A 20,847-nucleotide genomic window follows, 5' to 3' on the forward strand; every position below is an offset into this window, starting at 1 on the left:
TTCCGGTAGAGCGACGGCGATATTACTTAAAGCGGAACGTCTCCAAGTTCTTCGGCGCGAAGGTTCGGATATTGTACTCGTGGTAGAGTGACGAGGAGAGGTCTTGGGTCGAACTCTCGTCACCGTGGACACAGAGCACCTTCTCTGGGCGCGGGTTCATCGTCTTCACGAAGTTCATCAATCCGGCGCGGTCGGCGTGTCCGGAGAAGCCATCGACCGTCTCGACGTCCATTTCGAGGCTGAGCGTCTTGTTTCGTCCGCCGCGTCCGTTGAGCGGGATTTCGTCCCACCCGGTTTGGATGCGCCGACCGAGCGTCCCCTGTGCCTGGTAGCCAACGAAGACCATCGTGTTGTCCGGGTCGCCGCCGAGGTGTTCGAGCCACGACATGATGGGGCCGCCGGTGACCATCCCGGAGGTGGAGAGGATGATTGCCGGGTCGCCGTCGGCGACGTCCTGTCGCTCGTCCTCGCCGCCGTCGATGTGGTTGAACTGTGGTGCGAGGAACGGATTTTCGTCGTCGTGGAAGATCCGGTCGCGGAGGTCATCACGGAGGTATTCGGGATACGTCGTGTGGATGGCCGTCGCCTCCCAAATCATCCCGTCGAGATGCACCGGCATCGTCGGAATATCGCCGTTTCGCATCGCTTCCTCGATGACGAGCATCATCTCCTGTGAGCGACCCACCGCGAACGCGGGGATGACGACCTTGCCGCCCTTCTCGTACGTTTCGTTGATGACCTCTTTGAGTCTCTCCTCCGAGTCGGCCTGGTCGGTCTGATAGTCGTTCCGACCGCCGTAGGTGGATTCGAGGACGAGCGTTTCGACGCGTGGGAAGTCGTTGACCGCGCCGTTGAACAGGCGGGTGTCCTCGTAGTGGATGTCGCCCGAGAACGCGACGTTGTAGAGTCCATCGCCGATGTGGAAGTGTGAAACGGAAGAGCCGAGAATGTGGCCCGCGTTGTGGAACGTGAGTTTCACGTCCGGCGCGATGTCGGTCACATCGCCGTATTCAAGCGGAATGGTGTGTTTAATCGCTTCTCGAACCATCTCGCTCTCGTATGGTGGAACGCGGCCTTCCTTGGCGGCCACGTCGAGGTAGTCGAGTTGGAGCAGACCCATCAGGTCGCGACTCGGTTCGGTCGTGTAAATCGGCCCGTCGTAGCCGTATTTGAACAGGAGTGGGATGAGCGCGCTGTGGTCCAAGTGAGCGTGGGTGAGCACTACCGCGTCAATGGTACTCGCACCCGCGCCGAGTGCCTCTTCGACTTGGAGGTACGGCACATCGTCGGAACCGGGCTTGTCACCGCAGTCGATGAGGATTCGCGTCTCCGGCGTTGAAAGGATGAAACTCGCGCGACCGACTTCGCGACAGCAGCCGAGTGTGGTGATGCGAACCCACTCCTCGTTGCTCATCTCTTCACGGTGAATCTGCCGCCCGACCTTCTCCAAAATGTCACGTCGGTCTTCGCGTTCCTGTTTCAGGAAGTTGCGAACGTTCGACACCGTCGATGATTCGATCGGCGGCGTGCGAACGACTTCGGGTGTCCAGCCGACTTCCTGCGTGATTTGCCGGAGCGTACTGCCGTGTTTGCCGATAACCATGCCCGGCTTTTCGGCTTCGATGACGACTTCGCCGGTATCGACGTGGAAATCGAGGTCGGTAACGCCCGCTTCGTCCGGAATGACTTCGAGGATATCCTGTCGGGCAGTGTCGGGCCGTGACAGCACGTCCGGGTCGGGACGAACCGTAATTCGCTTTCGAAGTTGGCTCGCCAGTTTTCGAATCAGGTCACCGTTCTGCGCGAACTTCTTCGGGTCGCGCGTGTAGACGACCAGTTCGGGCCCTTCGTATTTAACGTCCGACACCGAAATGTCGCTCGGCAGTTCGCTCGTAATCGTTGCTTTGAGGTCTTCGAGTTGTTGCTCTACTTTACTCATGGTGAAAACAGTCCGCTTCGTCCGTTGAGAGCGCGAATGCTGCTTGTCCGATATCTCGGGTGGTGTCGTATACGGTGCGTTCGAACACCGTAATCACTACGACTCATACAGCACAGCATAGATTGTCTCGCTTATTTTTGCGGGATTGTGATGTCGCGCACTGATGCGCATAGTGTGGTCCCGGTCTCCGAAAGCCAACTGCTCATGGGGACACAGGAAAACCCGCTTATCACATAGTAATCCATAGGATTATAAAAGCCTTCTCAATACTCTTGACTCGTCGTCTCTCGGCCCGTATCGGGTCGCCCGGATGTGAGACTGAACGGCCGACGGTACAACTAAACTCGTTCTCCGCAAGGTTCTCCTATGCAGCTTTCCCCGTCCCGCGTTGCCAGCGAATACGAATGGATGCGGAACCGAACCGAGGTCGTGACGCTCATCAATCACGTCCGAGGGGAACTCGGCGATGCATTCGATACGACCGTCGCCGGGGTCACGGATTCCGACTACCGAGAGGAAGTGGATGCCGTCTTCGCGGACGGCGACCTCGCGGTGAACGTCGCCGGATTGGTCGCCGTTCTTCGCGAATTAGACGTGGAAGACGACTACCCCGGGTTCGTCGTGGACGAACTCCTCGGCCGGGAACTCGCCGGAATGATCGCGGGCAATCAACCCCTCCGACTGTTGGGCGAAGCCACCTTCCATTTCGCGGATGTGCTCCACCACGAGGACGGGGCGGTGGCCGGTATGGACGACCTGGACGCCGCCCTCGCCGCCGGCTTTCAGACGCGACTGCCGGGGTGGAAGTGGACGGAAACGGAGAGTCCGTTTTCGGTGGAGTAGTCAAGTTGCAGGAATCAAGTTAGCCATCCGCGCTGACATCGAAATGACGCCCGCCGCGTGCCATATCGAATCCCATGTATCCTAGGGAGAGAGCGCCGATTGTCGTTACGGCGACCCACCAGAGGTCGTCTTCGGCCAAGAGATTGGCGAACAGATAGGACGACGCGAGACAGATGACGCCGATTCCGGCCAGTTGGTACCATTCGACGTTCCATGGGAGGTCAATGCTCGAAAGGACGAGAAGCAAGCCACCGACCATGCCGAGGGCAATTTGGACGAATCGATTCGGCTCAGCGAGCACGTCGAATCCGAAGACGAAAAGTAGACCGAGGTTGAGGAGGAGGAGAAATATCTCTAGCCAGCGCGCCCAACGTCGCTTCATTCCTCCAGTAGTCGGCGCTTCCATACGATTTTGTTTGTGAATTGAACCTAAATACCTTGTCCCACTGATGTTCGCATCGTAGAATCGCCCCATCTAAAAAATCGGAACACTGATACGAAAACCGCGACAGCAAACCGATATGCAACCCGCAACGCTCTGTTATCCCATTTGTGACGAACGCGTCCTGCTCATTCGCAAGAAGCGTGGACTCGGGGAGGGAAAATTCGTCGGCCCTGGGGGAAAGGTCGAGGATGGGGAAACACCCCGTGAAACCACCGTTCGAGAAGTCGAGGAGGAAATCCAGGTGTCGGTGACCGACCCGACCAAGGTCGGCGAGTTCGAGTTCGTATTCGGCGACGAACCGAAGATGTTCGTCCACGTCTTTCGAGCCGAAGAGTTTGCTGGAAAGCCACGGGAGACGCCGGAGGCAGACCCGCAGTGGTTTGACTTCGAGAACGTTCCCTACGACGAGATGTGGGAGGACGACCGCCTCTGGATGCCGTATCTGTTTTCCGGTGAGACGTTTTCGGGTCGGTTCCGATTCGATTCGGACGGGGAGGAGATGATCGCGCACGAACTGGAGACGGGTGTGGATTTTTGAGACGGTGTTCGGGGAAAGAATGACTTTGGAATGTAGGTTGGCATCACCGTGATTGACTCTTCGGAGCCATCGCTCGACCGTCTTGCGAGAATCATTTTACGTTTCGGTGCGCACCGTTCTGTTCGTTGTCCCAGTCGCCGTCGTTCACTGTTTTTCACTTCGCCCTCGTTGGCAACTGCCGACTCCAATCGTACCGCACACACCCTCCCCAACCGACTCCCTTACTCGCTGGCGCTTGTTTCGGTCGTCCACCGTCAGAGACACGCTCCGACGAGCCATTCGATCGCTCCGCTCACGAAGACCTCGCGCGATACTCGCGTGCCAGTAGACTGGGTATTTGATCACCGCGAGCACTAATCGATTACAAAAACACGAACCTCCATCCGGGACGTTCTCTCGTTCCCGCCCGAACCGATATCGAACACCGCGGGTTTATTATTCTCGTGGCTGACCTCCGAGTATGAGCAACGACCAGGAACTCGGTATCACCGAGTCGAAATCACACAGTCCTGGCGACTGGTACGCCGAAGTGGTACAGAAGGCAGGGCTCGCGGATTACGCCCCCATGGGTGGATTCATCGTCACCCGCCCTCGTGGCTACGCACTCTGGGAAGGCCTGCAAAACCACCTCGACGCGTGGTTCAAGGACACGGGCGCACAGAACGCCTACTTCCCCGCACTCATCCCCGAGAGCTACCTCGAACGCGAAAGTGACATCGTGGAAGGGTTCGACCCCGAAGTGGCGTGGGTGACCCACGGCGGGCACGAGGAACTCGAAGAGCGACTCGCCTTCCGCCCCACCAGCGAGAGCATCATCACGCCGTTCATGAGCCAGTGGGTGCGAAGTCACCGCGACCTGCCCCTGCGACTCAACCAGTGGTGTAGCGTGATTCGCTGGGAAGCCACCGATACGAAGCCGTTCTTCCGCACCAAGGAGTTCCTCTGGCAGGAGGGCCACACCGCCCACGAAACCGAAGACGAAGCGTGGGACGAGACGATGACCCGCCTTTCGCAGTATGAACGCCTCTACGAAGACGTGCTGGGGATTCCGGTCATGCGCGGTCGGAAACCCGAACACGACAAGTTCCCCGGTGCGCACACCACGACGACGGTGGAAGCCCTGATGCCCGACGGAAAATCCGTGCAGGGCGGGACGAGCCACTACCTCGGACAGGGCTTCGCGGAGGCCTACGACCTCTATTTCACCGACGAGAACGAGGACGAGCGCGTGGCCCACACCACCTCGTGGGGACTCTCGTGGCGTGCACTCGGGGCGCTCATCATGACTCACAGCGACGAGCAGGGATTCGTCTGCCCGCCCGCGCTCGCACCCGAACAGGTCGTCATCGTCCCTATCTGGCAGGATGAAAACCGCGAGGAAGTGCTCTCCTACGCCGAGGGCATCGCGGACGACCTCGAAGCCGAGGGCATCCGTGTCGAACTGGACGACCGCGACGAACGCAACCCCGGGTTCAAGTTCAACGAGTGGGAGCTGAAAGGCGTTCCCGTCCGGTTCGAAATCGGCCCGCATGAGGTCGAAGACGACGAGATTACCGTCGTCCACCGACCCGACGGCGAGAATGTCGTGGAAGACCGCGCCGGAATCGCCGACGCGATGGCTGACCACTTCACGGTCGTCTACGACAAAATGTACGAAGCGGCCGAAGAGACCCTCGAAGCCAACATCCGCGAAGCTGACTCCCGAGCGGACATCCTCGGCACCATCGGCCAACACGGCGGCTACGTGAAGGCGCCGTGGTGTGGCGACGAGGAGTGTGAGGAAGCCATCAAAGAGCCGATTTCGGCGGAAATAGTGATGGTACCCCTCGACCGCGACGAGGAGCCAATCGGTGACGAGTGTGCGATTTGTGGCGACGAAAGCGAGGAAACGGCGTACTTCGCCAAATCGTACTGAGAAGGACTTTCCTTTTGGCATCTGCTGGAATAAGAGCGCGTCTTAGATTCGGTAGACCGCTATATACGCGAAAACAGATATCGCGGCAAGTCGAACTGGTAACGCATATTTGACAATACCTGGCGAGTCGAACAACAGGAGCGTGGCTGCACCGAATAGATACAGTCCGATTCCGAACGCGAGGCCCATTTTGAACACGGAGTCGGAGTCGATTGAGCCGGTACGAGTGAAGTGAAGCATGAGTGGGGTCGCGACGAATAGGGTTGACAAGCCAACGATTGCAGAAAGTCCAATCTGGTTGATTCCGAGAGTGATACTGACGCTGTATCCTGCCGCAAGAGTCCCCAAAACCGTTTTTGTATGGTTTGACACCATTGTGTCTGAAATCATTCAATCGGTATTGTTGTCCACTATTTGAAAATAGAGAATAGTTCCTTCGTAGACAATTCGAGTATGTTCCACTATGTATCCCTCACTTGCAATACTGACAGAAATTATAAATTGTTTATACTGCCCCACGAGTCTCCTGCACCGACGAGGCCGTTTTTCCGACCACACACGGCTTCAGAACCAACAATGGATTCGAACCCGACATTCGCCGACGAGGTGCCTCATCGACGAATCGACGCCGACGAGTGGGAAAATATCTACGTCGTTGGGGACGTTCATGGCTGTCTAACCGAACTCGAATCGCTTCTCGACATGCTCTCGGTGAGCGACTGCGACCTCGTCGTGTTCGTCGGCGACCTGATTCGAAAGGGGCCGGACAGCCTCGGCGTTCTCGAACTCGTGCAAGCGAACGACAACCTGCTCTCGGTTCGGGGGAACAACGAGGAAAAACTCCTTCGCTGCGACGCCGTCCTTCCCGAATTCGGCCCGGCCGAACGCGAGTTCGTGGCTTCGCTCCCTGTAGCGATTTCGTGGGACGACGCGCTCGTCGTTCACGGCGGCGTTCACCCCCGAAAACCGCTCTTCGAACATTCGGTCGATGAGCTGCAAACGACGCGCTCCCTCCAACCGGACGGTAGCTACGACCGCCCGTTCTGGTTCGAACGATACGACGACTCGCGTCGAGTGTTCTTCGGTCATACGGTGCTCGAACGTCCCATCGAACGTGAGTCCGCGGTCGGTCTCGACACCGGGTGTGTGTACGGTGGGTCGCTCACCGCCTACGATTATCGACGCGACGAGTTCGTCGCACAGCCCTCGGTTGGACGGGGAAAAGAACGAAGCAACGATTCCATCGTTACGCCCCAGTCCCCATGAATGTGTCCTCCACAACGCATTATGTCAGAGCACGAGCTACCACCGGACGACGAGCATAGCGATAGTCAACATGGGAACGAACCGGATACCGAAGATATCGACCTCTCCACTTCGGAATATTATCTAAACCGCGAACTGAGTCAGTTGGAGTTTCAAAAGCGTGTGCTCCACGAGGCGCTTGACGAGCGAAACCCACTGCTGGAGCGGGTGAAGTTTCTCGCCATTTTCACGACGAACATGGACGAGTTCTTCCGTAAACGCGTCGGCGGGCTGAAACAGCAGATGGCCGCGAACGTAACCGAGAAGACGCCCGACGGGCGGACGCCGTCCGAACAGTGGAAAGAAATCCTCGACACCGCTCGTGAAATGTTTGCCTACCAGTCGGCGTGTTACGACGACGTGATTCACGACGCGCTCGCCGCCGCCGGTATCGACATCGTTTCCCACGACAACTGTTCGCCATCGGAGCGACAGGAACTTCGGGAGTATTTCCAGAGTTCCGTCCTTCCAACGCTGACACCGCTCACGTTCGACCCGGCCCATCCGTTTCCGTTTATTTCCAACCTCAGCTTGTCACTCGCGGTGTTGACCCGCGAAAACGAGGCTGACGAGCCGACCTTCTCCCGCGTGAAAATCCCCGGCAACCGACCGCGACTGGTGCAGGTCGGCGACGGTTCGACCTTCGTTCTGCTAGAAGAGGTCGTCGCCGCAAATCTCGATTTGCTCTTCCCGAACACCGACGTCATCGACTGCTCGACGTTTCGGGTGACACGAAACGCGGAGGTACGAAAGAACGAAGAGGTCGCGGAAGACCTCATCGACATGATCGAGGAGGTGCTTCGCGAGCGTCGATTCGCGACAGTCGTCCGCCTCGAAATCGAGGGAGATATGCCCGACAGAGTCCGTGCCTTGCTGATAGAACAGCTCGATGTGAACAAATGTGAGGTGTTCGAGCGCCCGTCACCGCTCGGGTTCAACGACTTCATGGACTTGGTCGAGCTGGATCGACCTGATTTGAAACTCGACCCGTGGACACCACAGCCACACCCACGGCTGACGCCGACCGAGGACGAACTCGACATCTTCGAGGAAATTCGGTCGAGAGACGTGCTCGTCCACCATCCGTACCACTCGTTCGACGAGACGGTACAGAAGTTCCTCGAACAGGCTGCAACCGACCCCGACGTGTTGGCTATCAAACTTTCTCTTTACCGAACCGCCAGCGACTCGAAGGTCGTCCAGAGCCTCATCGAAGCGGCACGGAACGGAAAACAGGTCGCGGTGATGGTCGAACTCAAAGCGCGGTTCGACGAGCAGAACAATTTGGAGTGGGGAAAACGCCTCGAAGAGGAAGGGATTCACGTCGCCTACGGAACCATCGGCTACAAAACGCACAGCAAGACGGCACTTGTCGTCCGCGAAGAGGGAGATGGAGTACGATTGTACTCACACATCGCGACCGGAAACTACCACTCCGAAACCGCAAAAACGTACACCGACCTCGGATTGCTCACCGCCGACCGCGAAATCGGTCAGGATCTGACAGAACTGTTCAACTTCTTCACCGGCCACACCCACCACGAGGAGTATCGAAAGCTCCTGATTGCGCCCGGCAACATGCGCGAGCGATTCACGCGGATGGTTCGCAACGAGGCGGAACTGGTCTGCGAGGGAACGAATGCTAAAATCGTCGCCAAAATGAACGCGCTCGAAGACCCGAAAATGGTCGAAGAGCTGTATCGCGCCGCGATGGCTGGCGTCGATATCGACCTGATCGTTCGGGACATCTGCCGTCTCCGCCCGGGGTTGGAGGGCATCAGCGAGACAGTGAACGTCTACAGTGTCGTCGGACGGTTCCTCGAACATTCACGTATTTACTACTTCGAAAACGACGGCAACCCACGGTACTTCATCGGGTCTGCCGATTGGATGACCCGCAACTTGGACGACCGCGTTGAGACGATTACACCCGTCACCTGCTCGGAGCTTCGTTCGGAACTCCAGACGGTTCTCGACGTACTGCGCGCCGATAATCGCAAATGTTGGGAGATGAATTCGGATGGAAGTTATCGGCAGCGCCAACCTGGGGACGACCCGATTCGAAACACACATCGAGTTCTCATGGAACGCGCTCGACGCTCGGTCGACGAATAGCGAACATCCCGAACTGTTCCAGATGTCTTTTCGTCCTGGGTTTCAAAAAGAAAAGTATATGCACTACAGTTCATAAATTTCAAACATATTTATGAGGTGTGCTGGAACAATCACTTCTGTAGACACGTGTTGAAATCTATCGCATCTAAATTCATCCAAACCACGAATCCTTAGCAAAGTTTTAGAAACCCGACTACGATTGGTTAGATATGGCCGACGTCAATCTCGACGAAAAGGACTTCAAAATCCTTCGCTGGCTCGACCGGGAGGGTGACATCGATGTGGACGAGGTAAGCGAGGAACTGGGTATCAGTACCTCGACCGTCTACTACCGACTTGATAAGTATCGAAAACAAGGAATTCTCTCGGGAACCGTCTCGAAACTCGACGCCCGCGAACTAGGTCTCGAACTCACCGCAATCACGGAGATTCGGAGCGAATACGGGCCGGGATACGAGGAAATCGGTGACGCCCTCTGTGACATCTCCGCCGTCCAGACCGTCTACTTCATGCTCGGTGACAAATCGTTCACGATAATCGCGCACCTACGAGACCACGACCATTTGCAGGATTACATCGACAGCATCATTCACACTGAAGGGGTCGAACACTCCTCGACGCAGGTCGTTTTGCAGACGTTCAAGGACGAATCGAGACTGCTGGTGAACTACGACGACGACGATTTACAGAAGCTGATCGATAGCGAATAACGGACGATATCGGCGGCGAATAACGAACGATATCGAGTGGCCGTTCGTTATTATTTCTTGGTCGATTCGAGATGCTCCTCGGACAGGTAGCAATACAACTGTGATAATCGAAATTTCTGGCTGTGAAATCAAATACATGTCCAATATATAAGGAACACATATTGACAATGATGTTCCCTTATTCCTTCAGGAGAAACCTCTTATGCATCTTTGCCATGCGGTCGCATATGACGACGCACCTCGCCGACCCAACCGACCAACGGTCGAACTGCGGTGTCGGCGTCGTAATGAACCTCGACGCCGATGCCACCGCCGACCACAAAACCGTCACCGACGGGCTTTCGCTCCTCACAAATCTCGAACACCGCGGGACGACGGGTGCGGAACCGAACACCGGAGACGGTGCCGGAATTCTCGTTCAACGACCGGACGACTTTTTCGCGGCGGAACTCGACTGCGAACTCCCCGAAACCTACGCAGTCGGACAGCTGTTTCTCCCCCGCGACGATAACGCACGACGCGCTCTCCAGCGACGAGTCGAAACCGGTCTCGAATCCGAAGGACTGTCCGTGTTTCACTGGCGCGCCGTTCCGACCGACAACGCCGACCTCGGAAAAACTGCGCTCGATTCCGAGCCCGCCGTCGTCCAGTGCTTTGTTGAACCGAGCGCCAACCAATCCGTCGAAACGTTCGACACGACGTTGTACGTCGCCCGGCGCGTCCTCGAACGTGAAATTGGAAGTCCGGAAACCGAGGACGGGAACCGGTTCTACGTCTGCTCGCTCGACCGCAAAACGCTGGTCTACAAGGGTCTGCTGACGGGTGAACAACTCTCGGACTACTACCTCGACCTCGCCGCCGACCGATTTAAATCGTCCGTCGCCATGGTTCACGCCCGCTTTTCCACCAACACGCTCGGCGCGTGGCACCTCGCACACCCCTACCGCCGAACCATCCACAACGGCGAAATCAACACCATCCAGGGGAACGTCAACTGGATGACCGCCCGTGAAACCGATCTCGAAAGCGAGCGACTCGGCGATGATATCTCCCGAATCATGCCCGTGACGCGAAGCGACCAAAGTGACACGGCCTCCTTGGACAACGTTCTCGAACTGCTCCTGCAGGACGGACGAAGCCTGCCACACGCCCTCCGGATGCTCGTTCCGGAGGCGTGGCGGTCGAGAACCGACGACGACCGACAGGCGTGGTACGATTTTCACGCCTCGTTGGTCGAACCGTGGGACGGTCCCGCGCTCGTTGCCGCAACCGACGGGGAGCGCGTCGGCGCGGTGCTCGACCGTAACGGACTGCGTCCCTGTCGCTACGACGTGACCGAAGACGACCGCCTCGTTATGGCGAGCGAAGTCGGCGCGCTCGACATCCCTGACGACGAAATCGTCGAGCGCGGCCGTCTCCAACCCGGACAACTATTTCTCGCCGACGCCGAGGCCGGTGGCGTCGTCTCCGACGAGGACGTGTTCGAGGAACTGACCGACCGAAAATATGCCGAGTGGGTCGAACGGGAACAACTGCGTCTTCCCGGCCCCGACACGTCGGAACCGGGCAGTTCCGTTCGCGCGTCCAATACGACCCCGCCGCTTCGCGCGCGACAGGCGGTGTGGGGTTACACGGACGACGAACTGACCGAACTCATCGAACCGATGGCTCGGCAGGGGAAAGACCCGGTCGGGTCGATGGGCGACGACACGCCCCTTTCGGTGCTCTCGGACTTCGACCGCCCGCTGTTCTCGTATTTCAAACAGCTGTTTGCGCAGGTGACGAACCCGCCGATAGATTACATTCGCGAGGAACTGGTAACGAGCCTCGAAACCCGACTGGGTCGTCAGCGAAATCTCCTCGGAGAGTCGCCGGCCCACGCCCGGCAACTCGTCCTCGACTCGCCGGTATTGACCGATTCGGAACTGTCGGCGGTGACGGAAACCGACCTCACGACCGAAGTGGTGGATATCACCTTCGACCCGGACATCGGCCTCGAGGTGGCCATCGAGCGTGTGCGTGCCGAAGCCCGCGATGCGGTCGAGGCGGATGTGGAAATCGTCATCCTCTCCGACCGCCAAACCGGCGACGACCGAGTTCCGATTCCCTCCCTGTTGGCGACGGGTGCGGTTCACCACCATCTCGTCCGTGAGGGTATGCGAACCCGAACCGAACTCGTGGTCGAGTCCGGTGACCCGCGAACGGTTCATCACCTCGCGACGCTCGTCGGTTACGGTGCAGGTGCGGTCAATCCGTACCTCGCCTACGAGACCATCGCGGATTTGGTGGCCGGGCCCGAGGGAGCGGAGAAATCCGAGGCCATCGACGCCTACGTCTCGGCGTTGGAGACGGGATTGTTGAAGACGATGGCGAAGATGGGAATCTCGACCGTCGAGAGCTACCGCGGTGCTCAGATTTTCGAAGCAGTAGGCCTGAACGGCGATGTCGTTGACGAATACTTCACGGGAACCGAAAACCGCACCGAGGGAATCGGTCTGGATGAAATCGAGGCCGATGTGCTCGCCCGTCACGAGACGGCGTTCGATGGCGGCGATGACCCGAAACTCGCCCGACAGGGCGAGTACGAACACCGCTCGAATGGGATTCACCACCAGTGGAACCCGAAGACCGTCGGCGCGCTCCAGCGCGCCGTCAGGCAAGGAGACGAGGGGGAATACCAAACGTTCGCCAGCGAGATAAACGATCAGAACGAGCGACTGCAAACGCTCCGCGGCCTGCTTGAGTTCGACATCGACGGGCGGGAGCCGATTCCAATCGAGGAAGTTGAACCCGTCGAGGATATCGTCCAACGCTTCTCTACGGCGGCGATGAGTCTCGGGTCGCTGTCGCCCGAAGCGCATGAAAACAACGCGATTGCGATGAGTCGAATCGGCGGCAAGTCGAACACGGGCGAGGGTGGCGAACCGCCGGAGCGATTCGACACGGAGCGCGAATGCTCCATTAAGCAGGTCGCCAGCGGTCGATTCGGCGTTACGAGTAGGTACCTCCAGTCCGCCGACGAACTGCAAATCAAGATGGCACAAGGGTCGAAACCCGGCGAAGGCGGTCACCTTCCCGGCGGGAAGGTGAACGAAGCGATAGCGCACGTCCGTCACGCCACGCCCGGTGTCGGCCTCATCTCGCCGCCGCCACAGCACGACATCTACAGTATCGAGGATTTGAAACAGCTCATCCACGACCTGAAGACGGCCAGTGACGGGTCGGACATCAACGTGAAACTCGTCTCGGAGGCCGGTATCGGGACGATTGCCGCTGGCGTCGCCAAGGCGAACGCAGACGTGGTTCACATCTCGGGTCACTCCGGCGGAACCGGCGCGAGTCCGCGAACGTCCATCAAAAACGCCGGGTTGCCGTGGGAACTCGGCCTCGCCGAGGCGAACCAGATGCTCCGTCAAACGGGGCTTCGTTCCCGCATCAAAGTCACCGTCGATGGCGGGATGAAGACGGGCCGCGACGTTGCAGTCGCGGCCCTCTTGGGTGCTGAGGAGTTCTCGTTCGGCACCGCCAGTTTGGTCACCAGTGGATGCGTGATGGCCCGTCAGTGTCACAATAACACCTGCCCGGTCGGCATCGCCACGCAGGATGAAGACCTCAGGAAGCGATTCCCCGGTGAACCCGACCACGTCATCAATTACATGACGTTCATCGCCACGGAACTGCGCGAAATCATGGCCGAACTCGGCATCCGAACCGTCGAGGAGATGGTCGGCCGTGTGGAACTGCTCCAACAACGCGAGACGACCCACTCGAAAGCCTGCCGTCTCGACCTCTCTGCTGTGCTGGCCGACCCCGTTGATGGTGGAAAAGGCGACGACAATCGAACGAAAACGCGGGAACAAGACCATGACACAGACGACCATCTCGACCATGTCCTGCTGACTGCTGCACAATCGGCCATCGAGGACGGCGAGTCGGTCGAAATCGAAGGAACGATTTCGAATCAAGACAGAACGGTCGGCGCGATGCTCTCCAGTCGAATTTCGGCAGTGTACGGCGAATCCGGACTCCCCGATGGAACCATCTCCTGTCGGTTCGAGGGCACCGCCGGGCAGAGTTTCGGCGCGTTCTGCCAGTCGGGCGTCGATCTGTTCCTGTCCGGAACCGCAAACGATTACGTCGGAAAGGGACTTTCCGGCGGTCGAATTGCCGTGCAAATCCCGAACGATTCGGGATACGATGCCGAAAACGTCGTCGTCGGCAACGTCGCCCTATACGGCGCGACCGAGGGCGAAGCGTACATCAACGGCGTCGCTGGCGAGCGGTTCGGCGTCCGCAACAGCGGCGCGAAGGCGGTCGTCGAAGGCGTCGGCGACCATGGCTGTGAGTACATGACCGGGGGCGTCGTGGCCGTTTTGGGCGACGTTGGCGAAAACTTCGCCGCCGGAATGAGCGGCGGCGTCGCCTACGTGTTAAACGACGATGGAGCGTTCGCGGAAAAGACCAACACCGACATGGTCAGCCTCGAAACCGACCTCTCGCCCCGCGATGAGCGCGTCCTCCGCCGTCTCGTGGAGAATCACGCGACATACACCGGAAGCGAACGCGCCGAGAAATTGCTGGCAGAGTGGGAGGAAGCGTTAGTCCAGTTCGTGAAAGTGATGCCCGAGGCCTACGAGCGTGCGGTGGCTGAGGAGGGTCGCGAGGATGTCCGCAACTCCCCGCCACCGAAGGCACGAGTGGACGAAAACGCGAGCGCCGTCAGAAGCGGTGCGGACTGACCGCACCGCTTCATTTCGAGCGTCGATGTATTTGACCGAGAATGCTCTCGGAGAAGATTTTTCATTCCGTACCGAGACAGTCTATTACCCTCCATGAATCAGCAAACGAATCGCATCGTCCGTGAAGAGTTCGGACGTACGGCAGCTTGGCTCTTTTTCAGTCTCCTCGGATGGAGCCTCATCCTGAACTCGACGCCCGAACTCGATATGGCGCTCCCGACGTTTCTCGGCGCGACGTTTGCAACTGCCGCCGGAATGTCGCTCGTCGTCATCACGGTTCGATTGAGAACTGGCCGGGAACTCAAAGGCGGTCGTGAATTGAAAGACCTTGTCCTCCTGACGACGCTATATCTCGTCAGTATCTATCTGCTATGGGCGCATCTGTCCGCGAACTGGACGACCGTCACATCGGTTCTCGTCATGGCTTCCGTGGCGACGGTCGTCATTCGCATCGTTCGCCCGTCCGTCTTCGGTATCCTGCCGACGAAGCACTGAGACGACTCGCTGCGGACTCAGAGGTACGCCGCGTCCCACCGGGCGGCCTTCCGCTTGTTGTCGCAGTCGTTGCACTGGATTCGCTCCATGCTGTCCATCGAGTTGTCGAACGATTCGCAGTTCGAACAGAAGTAGCCGTAGCGATTTTCGGCGTCCTCGTCGGTGAAGACGGCGAAGAAGGGTGCTTTCGACCCGCGACTGCTCTCCGCACGGTTGATGTACAGCGTTCTGTCCTCGTACTCACGGAGTTCCAACACTGCCTCTTCGGTCTCCGCGTAGACGTTCTCGGTGTACGTCTGGTCGCCGATTTCGGCGGTGCGTTCGCTGACTTTCGTGAAGCCGTGTTCCTCGTAAAACTGATTGCCTTCCTCGTTGTCGGCGAGGACGAGACCCATCAACTTCTCGACCTCCTTCTCTTTGAGTTCCTCCTGCGTGCGGCCGAGGAGTGCCGTACCGACACCCTCTCCACGATGGTCGGGGTCGACGTGTAACCAGAGGATGTTGCCCTCCGGAACGTCGGGGAGCATATCGCTCTGGGAGAACCCGACCACGTCCCCACCTTCGAGCGCGACGAGGAACAGCATCCCCCGGCTCTGGAACTCCGATTCCAAGTTCTCGTTGGAGTACCATTCCTCGACGGCGTGTTCGATGACCTCTTCGTCCACAAAATGTGAGTAGGAAGCCGAAAGCGACCGCTCGGCTACGTCTTGCATTCCGGCGATGTCCTCCGTTCTCGCTTCGCGTACCTGCATACTTGGACTACTGTGGCATGAGAGATAAACATTCTACCGGCCAGCGAAATTGCGTGCCCGCCAAACCACGGCACCGACCCCAGTTCTCCGCCTTCGGTAGCGTTTTGCGCCACCACCCGAAATCACCCCGCCATGGACAGCGCACTCGTTATCGGTGGTACCCGATTCATCGGCCGCCACCTCGTCACTGACCTACTCGACAACGGATACGACGTGACCATCTTCAACCGCGGCAATCACGACAACCCGTTCGCCGATAGCGATGGCGTCAGCCACTTCGAGGGCGACCGGACGAACGATTCCGCGCTCGAACGAGCAAAGGAGAACGTTGCCCCGGACATCGTTATCGACTGTGTGGCGTACAAACCCCGCGAGGTTCGTGCCGCAACCGAAATCTTCGCCGACGTGGACGGCTACGTCTACATCTCCAGTGGAAGTGCTTACGGGGCCGAAGTAATTCCCAAGCGCGAAAACGAGACGGAACTCTGTGATTGTACGCCCGAACAGACCACCGACGACTCCCACGACTCCTACGGCCCGCGGAAGGCGGAAGGCGACCGCGCAATCTTCGAGGCCGCGGAACGTGGCGTGAACGCGATGAGCGTCCGACCGTGTATCGTCTACGGCCCGCACGACTACACCGAGCGCCTCGACTTCTGGCTCGACCGGGTAAACCAATACGATCGACTCCTCATCCCCGGCGACGGGCAGAACCTCTGGCACCGCGCCTACGTCGAGGACGTGGCCAGTGCCCTCCGAATCGTGGCCGAGGAGGGCGAACCGGGAGAATCGTACAACGTCGGCGACCAGCAGCTCGTCACGATGGACGAGATGGTGACCCTCATCGCGGACGCGTTCGAGACCGACGTGGAACTCGTTCACGCCAGCGACCGCGAACTCTCGACCGGCGGTCTCTCGGTGGACGACTACATCCTCTATCGGGATTACCCGCACGTCCTCGATACGACCAAACTGGCGTCGCTCGGGTGGGAATCGACGCCCGTGGAGGAAGCGATGGTACGGGCGGTCGAGGAGCATCTGGAGAGCGACCGCGACGGGAGCGACCACGACCCCGGTCGTGAAAAGGAGGAGAAGGTTCTGGGCGTTCTCGATACGATATAGCCTGCGAGATTCGGTTTCCGTCCGACTTGCAGGGTATGGCTTTCTGATGTTCTTACTTTTCAGGCTCTGTGTGTCTATTGCTGACGACGACTCACGACAATACACGACCGCCACGACGAAACTAGCAGTGTGTCATTCGAATTGGTGTCGAATCGGTCGATTTGAATTCGTCGTGATTTCCCGACGACACTCTCAAAGATAGCGTGGATGTTTCTCGATGACACTCAAAATAGAGTGGACGTTATCCTGATTCCATTGACACGACTGACGTGCTCTTCGAAACGTCCTTTTCTGCATCCGCGTCCACTTCCCGCGGGAGGGTAAACTGTTTCACAGTCCCATCACGAATGAGTAGTATGTTCGATAAATCGACCTGGATTCGCCTGCCCCGAAACGTGGTGGTGGGCCACGGCGTCCTCTCGGAGACAGTGGACGCTATCTCCGAATTACACCTCCACGGGACACCGTTGATCGTCACGAGTCCGACGCCGAACGACGTGGCGGGCAAGCGGGTCGTCGCGCAGTTCGACGACGCCGGAATGGATGTCCAAACGGTCGTCATCGAGGAAGCGAGTTTCGAATCCGTCCAACGAGTTATCGAGGTGGCCCGCGAAGTGAACGCGGGCTACCTCGTCGGCGTGGGCGGCGGCAAGGCAATCGACATCGCCAAAATGGCGAGCGACGAGATCAAACGCGGTTTCGTCTCGATTCCGACGGCGGCGAGTCACGACGGCATCGTCAGCGGTCGGGGGTCGATTCCCGAAAAGGACACCCGCCACAGCGTTGCCGCGGAACCGCCGCTCGCCGTCATCGCGGACACGGAAATCCTCGCGGATGCACCGTGGCGACTCACTACGGCGGGCTGTGCCGACATCATCAGCAACTACACTGCGGTCAAGGATTGGCGACTCGCGAAACGCCTACAAAACGTCGAATATTCGGGCTACTCCGCCGCGCTCGCGGAGATGACCGCCGAGATGTTGGTGGACAACGCGGATTCCATCAAACCCGGATTGGAAGAGTCGGCGTGGGTCGTCACCAAGGCGCTCGTCTCCTCCGGCGTGGCGATGAGCATCGCCGACTCGTCACGCCCGGCAAGTGGCGCGGAGCACCTCTTTTCACACCAACTCGACCGCATCGCTCCGGGTGCGGCCCTCCACGGGCATCAGGTCGGCGTCGGTTCCATCATCACCGAATATCTCCACGGCGGAAACTGGCAGGGAATCCGAGATGCGCTGGCGACTATCGGCGCGCCGACAACTGCGGATGGGCTCGGTATCGACGACGAAACAGTCGTCGAAGCGCTTACCACGGCCCACGAAATCCGTGATAGATACACGATACTGGGCGGTGGGATGAACGAGGCTGCGGCCATCGAAGCTGTGACAGCGACCGAAGTTGTCTAATTGTTCGCACATTCTCCGCGGCAATAACTTTGAAGATAGTTCCGTGAAAGAGTCCGGGTGTGGCACTGATTATATGAGCACCATCGTGGAGATTTCGATCCCGGCCGACGAGTTCGCGCTTGGCCGTGCACTGCAAGCGGAGTCGCAGTTACAGGTCGAACTTGAGCGGATTATACCCACGGGAACCGCCGTGTTTCCCTTCTTCTGGGCATGGGGCGACAACGTTCGCCAGTTCGAGGCTGCTGTGCGTGCCGAACCCGTGATACAAGACCTCACGAGACTCGATTCCGTCTCGGATGGAACGCTGTTTCGCGCGGTTTGGAACGACGAGATTACCGGCTTCGTGCAAGGAATCGAGGAGTCCAACGCGACGGTGATGGAAGCAAACGGGACAGTGGACGGTTGGACCTTCCATCTTCGATTCCCCGGACAGGACCAGATGTCCTCGTTCCAGTCATTCTGTTGCCAGGAGGGTATTCCCGTAGAAGTCCATCGCGTTTACTCCCTCCAGGATATGGCGATTCAGCAGCTAGGAAACCTCACGCCCGCACAGCAGGAAACGCTCATCACCGCCTACGAGGAAGGATATTTCGAACGGCCACGGGATATCACGCTCGAGGAGTTGGCTGACGAACTGATGATCTCTCCGCAAGCAGTTGGCGGTCGGCTACGTCGTGGCTACGCGAACCTCATCTCCGGGTCGTTCCGGTCGTTGGATGGGTAAGTGAACAAATAGAAATCGGTGACGGTACTTAAGCGTGTTTCGTGGGAAACATGTGACCTCAACTATTTTCAGCCACTACGTTTTGTCGTGAACAGCCAGACGGGAATATATTCGTTTCAATTCCCGTTAATGGTGAAAAACGCCGATTTCGGCGCGTCTGAAACATCCGTCTCTCCCCTCGGAAGACACCGGCGAACTGCTGGCCTACGCATTCCCCTATACCGATGTATACACCAACGACCAAGCGAGGCACCCCCTCAAACGGATTCGAACCGATGACTGACGGACAGCAGTCCGTCAGCCGGAGTGTGATTTCGTGACCAACCACACGATACTCGTTGCTGACGACGAACGACCGATAGCGGACCTGTACACCCGTTGGCTCGGTGACGAGTACGACGTCTACACCGCATACGACGGCGTCGAAGCGATGGACTATGTCGATGATAACATCGATATCGCACTCCTCGACAGGGACATGCCACGTGCGAGCGGTGACAAGGTTCTCGAATCCATTCGCGACCGACAACTCGACTGTCGGGTCGGTATGATTACGGCTGTCGAACCCGATTTCGACGTTCTCGAACTGGGGTACGACGATTACGTCGTCAAGCCGATAACGTCCCCGGAACAGTTACACGACATCGTTACGACGCTGGGACGGCGAGCGACCTATTCGACCGATGTGCAGCAGTTGCTTACGCTCTCCTCGAAGCGAGCGACACTCGAAACTCGGATGAGTCAGGAGGAACTCGAACGCCGCGACGAGTACCAAGAACTCGTTTCCGAAATACAGTCGCTGGAAGCCTCGCTTTCGGACACGCTGAACGAGTTGGGTGACGATGACTTGGGAATTGAACTGGCGAACAATTACGCCGTGTCGGAATGAAATCGCAGTCGTCGCTTAGTAGAGGTCGATACTCCGGAATCGAAGGTAGCCCAGCGTGACTGGAATACAGAGCCAGACGACGAGGACGACCAGTGCGAACCACCCCTCCAGATAGAACGGGATTTTACCTGCGACAAGGGATGCGAAGATAGTCGGCTCGTTCTGATTCAGAAGGTATCTCGACCCGATTTCGTACGCTTCCACCGGGTTGAGAACCCACGTCAAAAAGTACCACTTGGGAAATGGTTTCGTCGGCATCCTTCTTTCCATCAGGTAATAGACCGCCAACGGGACGAGTTTCCACCCGAGCTGGAAGAAGAAAAACAGGCCGAATGCGCCGCCCACTGCACGTGGACGACTGGCCGTCATTGACGAGAATCCGAGAGCGATGCTCACGAACACCAGTGCAAAGAGGAGCGCTAACGCTGACTGTGCGAGGAATTCGCCTGCGGAAAAAGCCCTGTATTTGACGACCAATACGAGCCCGGAGGCACCGAACGCGGCGATGGTTGCAACCGCGACGACGCCTGCACGCCCGACGAACTTGCCGACAATCACGTCCCGGCGGGTATGTGGCAAGCCGAGCAGTAGCTTGATGCTTCCCGATTCGCGCTCGCCGACGATGGCCAGGTACGCCACGACCAGTGCCGTGAGCGGGACGACGCTGGTTGACGACCAGCTGATGAGGCTCAGCGCCTCTTCGACCGGGTAGCTCTCGTGGATCCATTTGTGCAGAAAGATGAAGCCAGCAGTGACGAACACGAACAGTGCCGTAATCGCCCAAAGCGTCTTCGAGCGAACGGCGTCCGCGAAGTCCTTGCGGGCGACGACGACCCAACTCACGGCACTGTCCTCCGACTGGTCGCTCTCGTACCGTCGGTTTTCGGGGTGATTTCACCCTGTTCGTGGA

At 58.4% G+C, this 20,847-nt stretch carries 16 protein-coding genes; 12 read left to right on the plus strand and 4 right to left on the minus strand.

Features of this window, described 5'->3' with window-relative positions:
• Positions 1-22: 22 nt before the first annotated feature.
• Positions 23-1,939, minus strand: a complete 1,917-nt coding sequence (locus ACN2TU_RS00755; RefSeq protein ID WP_435151781.1) for a beta-CASP ribonuclease aCPSF1 — start codon at positions 1,937-1,939, stop codon at positions 23-25.
• A gap of 366 nt (positions 1,940-2,305) precedes the next feature.
• Between ACN2TU_RS00755 and ACN2TU_RS00760 the strand changes: the two genes are divergently transcribed.
• A complete protein-coding gene (locus ACN2TU_RS00760) occupies positions 2,306-2,782 on the plus strand; it encodes a DUF7984 family protein (RefSeq protein WP_435151784.1) in 477 nt (158 codons plus the stop codon).
• A 19-nt stretch (positions 2,783-2,801) separates the two neighbouring features.
• Here the strand turns inward: ACN2TU_RS00760 and ACN2TU_RS00765 are convergent, their stop codons facing one another.
• Positions 2,802-3,188, minus strand: a complete 387-nt coding sequence (locus ACN2TU_RS00765; protein WP_435151787.1) for a DUF7994 family protein — start codon at positions 3,186-3,188, stop codon at positions 2,802-2,804.
• Between the two features lie 115 nt (positions 3,189-3,303).
• Here ACN2TU_RS00765 and ACN2TU_RS00770 point away from each other — a divergent pair, with 115 nt between their 5' ends.
• The 7 genes from ACN2TU_RS00770 to ACN2TU_RS00800 all read left to right on the plus strand — a co-directional run bounded on the left by ACN2TU_RS00770 (position 3,304) and on the right by ACN2TU_RS00800 (position 15,044).
• Positions 3,304-3,765 carry an 8-oxo-dGTP diphosphatase gene (locus ACN2TU_RS00770; RefSeq protein WP_435151790.1) on the plus strand — a complete coding sequence of 154 codons (462 nt, stop codon included), beginning with the start codon at positions 3,304-3,306 and terminating at the stop codon, positions 3,763-3,765.
• A 460-nt stretch (positions 3,766-4,225) separates the two neighbouring features.
• A complete protein-coding gene (gene proS / locus ACN2TU_RS00775) occupies positions 4,226-5,680 on the plus strand; it encodes a proline--tRNA ligase (protein WP_435151793.1) in 1,455 nt (484 codons plus the stop codon).
• A gap of 576 nt (positions 5,681-6,256) precedes the next feature.
• The gene (locus ACN2TU_RS00780) at positions 6,257-6,946 is read left to right on the plus strand and encodes a metallophosphoesterase family protein (RefSeq protein ID WP_435151796.1); all 690 of its coding nucleotides are present in this window, start codon (positions 6,257-6,259) and stop codon (positions 6,944-6,946) included.
• Positions 6,947-6,967: 21 nt separating this feature from the next.
• On the plus strand, positions 6,968-9,100 hold the full coding sequence (ppk1, locus tag ACN2TU_RS00785) for a polyphosphate kinase 1 (RefSeq protein ID WP_435151798.1): 2,133 nt from the start codon (positions 6,968-6,970) through the stop codon (positions 9,098-9,100).
• Between the two features lie 209 nt (positions 9,101-9,309).
• A complete protein-coding gene (locus ACN2TU_RS00790; RefSeq protein ID WP_435151800.1) occupies positions 9,310-9,810 on the plus strand; it encodes an Lrp/AsnC family transcriptional regulator in 501 nt (166 codons plus the stop codon).
• Between the two features lie 227 nt (positions 9,811-10,037).
• Complete coding sequence (gltB, locus tag ACN2TU_RS00795) at positions 10,038-14,549, plus strand: glutamate synthase large subunit (RefSeq protein WP_435151803.1); 4,512 nt, start codon at positions 10,038-10,040, stop codon at positions 14,547-14,549.
• A 93-nt stretch (positions 14,550-14,642) separates the two neighbouring features.
• Positions 14,643-15,044, plus strand: a complete 402-nt coding sequence (locus tag ACN2TU_RS00800; protein ID WP_435151806.1) for a hypothetical protein — start codon at positions 14,643-14,645, stop codon at positions 15,042-15,044.
• Positions 15,045-15,061: 17 nt separating this feature from the next.
• Here the strand turns inward: ACN2TU_RS00800 and ACN2TU_RS00805 are convergent, their stop codons facing one another.
• Entirely contained in the window at positions 15,062-15,796 is a 735-nt protein-coding gene (locus ACN2TU_RS00805; protein ID WP_435151809.1) for a GNAT family N-acetyltransferase, read from the minus strand.
• Positions 15,797-15,928: 132 nt separating this feature from the next.
• Here ACN2TU_RS00805 and ACN2TU_RS00810 point away from each other — a divergent pair, with 132 nt between their 5' ends.
• The 4 genes from ACN2TU_RS00810 (at position 15,929) to ACN2TU_RS00825 (ending at position 19,937) form a co-directional block, all read left to right on the plus strand.
• Entirely contained in the window at positions 15,929-16,918 is a 990-nt protein-coding gene (locus ACN2TU_RS00810; protein ID WP_435151811.1) for an NAD-dependent epimerase/dehydratase family protein, read from the plus strand.
• A gap of 356 nt (positions 16,919-17,274) precedes the next feature.
• Positions 17,275-18,324 (plus strand): NAD(P)-dependent glycerol-1-phosphate dehydrogenase, encoded by a 1,050-nt coding sequence (locus ACN2TU_RS00815; RefSeq protein ID WP_435151814.1) that lies wholly within the window; start codon positions 17,275-17,277, stop codon positions 18,322-18,324.
• A 73-nt stretch (positions 18,325-18,397) separates the two neighbouring features.
• Entirely contained in the window at positions 18,398-19,048 is a 651-nt protein-coding gene (locus ACN2TU_RS00820) for a helix-turn-helix domain-containing protein (protein ID WP_435151817.1), read from the plus strand.
• Positions 19,049-19,364: 316 nt separating this feature from the next.
• On the plus strand, positions 19,365-19,937 hold the full coding sequence (locus ACN2TU_RS00825; protein WP_435151820.1) for a HalX domain-containing protein: 573 nt from the start codon (positions 19,365-19,367) through the stop codon (positions 19,935-19,937).
• 15 nt (positions 19,938-19,952) lie between these two features.
• Here the strand turns inward: ACN2TU_RS00825 and ACN2TU_RS00830 are convergent, their stop codons facing one another.
• Positions 19,953-20,780, minus strand: a complete 828-nt coding sequence (locus tag ACN2TU_RS00830) for an ABC transporter permease subunit (protein ID WP_435151823.1) — start codon at positions 20,778-20,780, stop codon at positions 19,953-19,955.
• Positions 20,781-20,847: the final 67 nt, after the last annotated feature.

The sequence above is a fragment of the Haladaptatus marinus genome, from assembly GCF_051194195.1.

Coding starts and splice junctions, on each gene's coding strand:
- ACN2TU_RS00765 (WP_435151787.1), bottom strand. CDS start 3,188: ATGGAAGCGCCGACTACTGGAGGAATGAAGCGACGTTGGGCGCGCTGG.
- ACN2TU_RS00820 (WP_435151817.1), top strand. CDS start 18,398: ATGAGCACCATCGTGGAGATTTCGATCCCGGCCGACGAGTTCGCGCTT.
- ACN2TU_RS00780 (WP_435151796.1), top strand. CDS start 6,257: ATGGATTCGAACCCGACATTCGCCGACGAGGTGCCTCATCGACGAATC.
- ACN2TU_RS00790 (WP_435151800.1), top strand. CDS start 9,310: ATGGCCGACGTCAATCTCGACGAAAAGGACTTCAAAATCCTTCGCTGG.
- ACN2TU_RS00805 (WP_435151809.1), bottom strand. CDS start 15,796: ATGCAGGTACGCGAAGCGAGAACGGAGGACATCGCCGGAATGCAAGAC.
- gltB (WP_435151803.1), top strand. CDS start 10,038: ATGACGACGCACCTCGCCGACCCAACCGACCAACGGTCGAACTGCGGT.
- ACN2TU_RS00800 (WP_435151806.1), top strand. CDS start 14,643: ATGAATCAGCAAACGAATCGCATCGTCCGTGAAGAGTTCGGACGTACG.
- proS (WP_435151793.1), top strand. CDS start 4,226: ATGAGCAACGACCAGGAACTCGGTATCACCGAGTCGAAATCACACAGT.
- ACN2TU_RS00755 (WP_435151781.1), bottom strand. CDS start 1,939: ATGAGTAAAGTAGAGCAACAACTCGAAGACCTCAAAGCAACGATTACG.
- ppk1 (WP_435151798.1), top strand. CDS start 6,968: ATGTCAGAGCACGAGCTACCACCGGACGACGAGCATAGCGATAGTCAA.
- ACN2TU_RS00760 (WP_435151784.1), top strand. CDS start 2,306: ATGCAGCTTTCCCCGTCCCGCGTTGCCAGCGAATACGAATGGATGCGG.
- ACN2TU_RS00815 (WP_435151814.1), top strand. CDS start 17,275: ATGTTCGATAAATCGACCTGGATTCGCCTGCCCCGAAACGTGGTGGTG.
- ACN2TU_RS00810 (WP_435151811.1), top strand. CDS start 15,929: ATGGACAGCGCACTCGTTATCGGTGGTACCCGATTCATCGGCCGCCAC.
- ACN2TU_RS00770 (WP_435151790.1), top strand. CDS start 3,304: ATGCAACCCGCAACGCTCTGTTATCCCATTTGTGACGAACGCGTCCTG.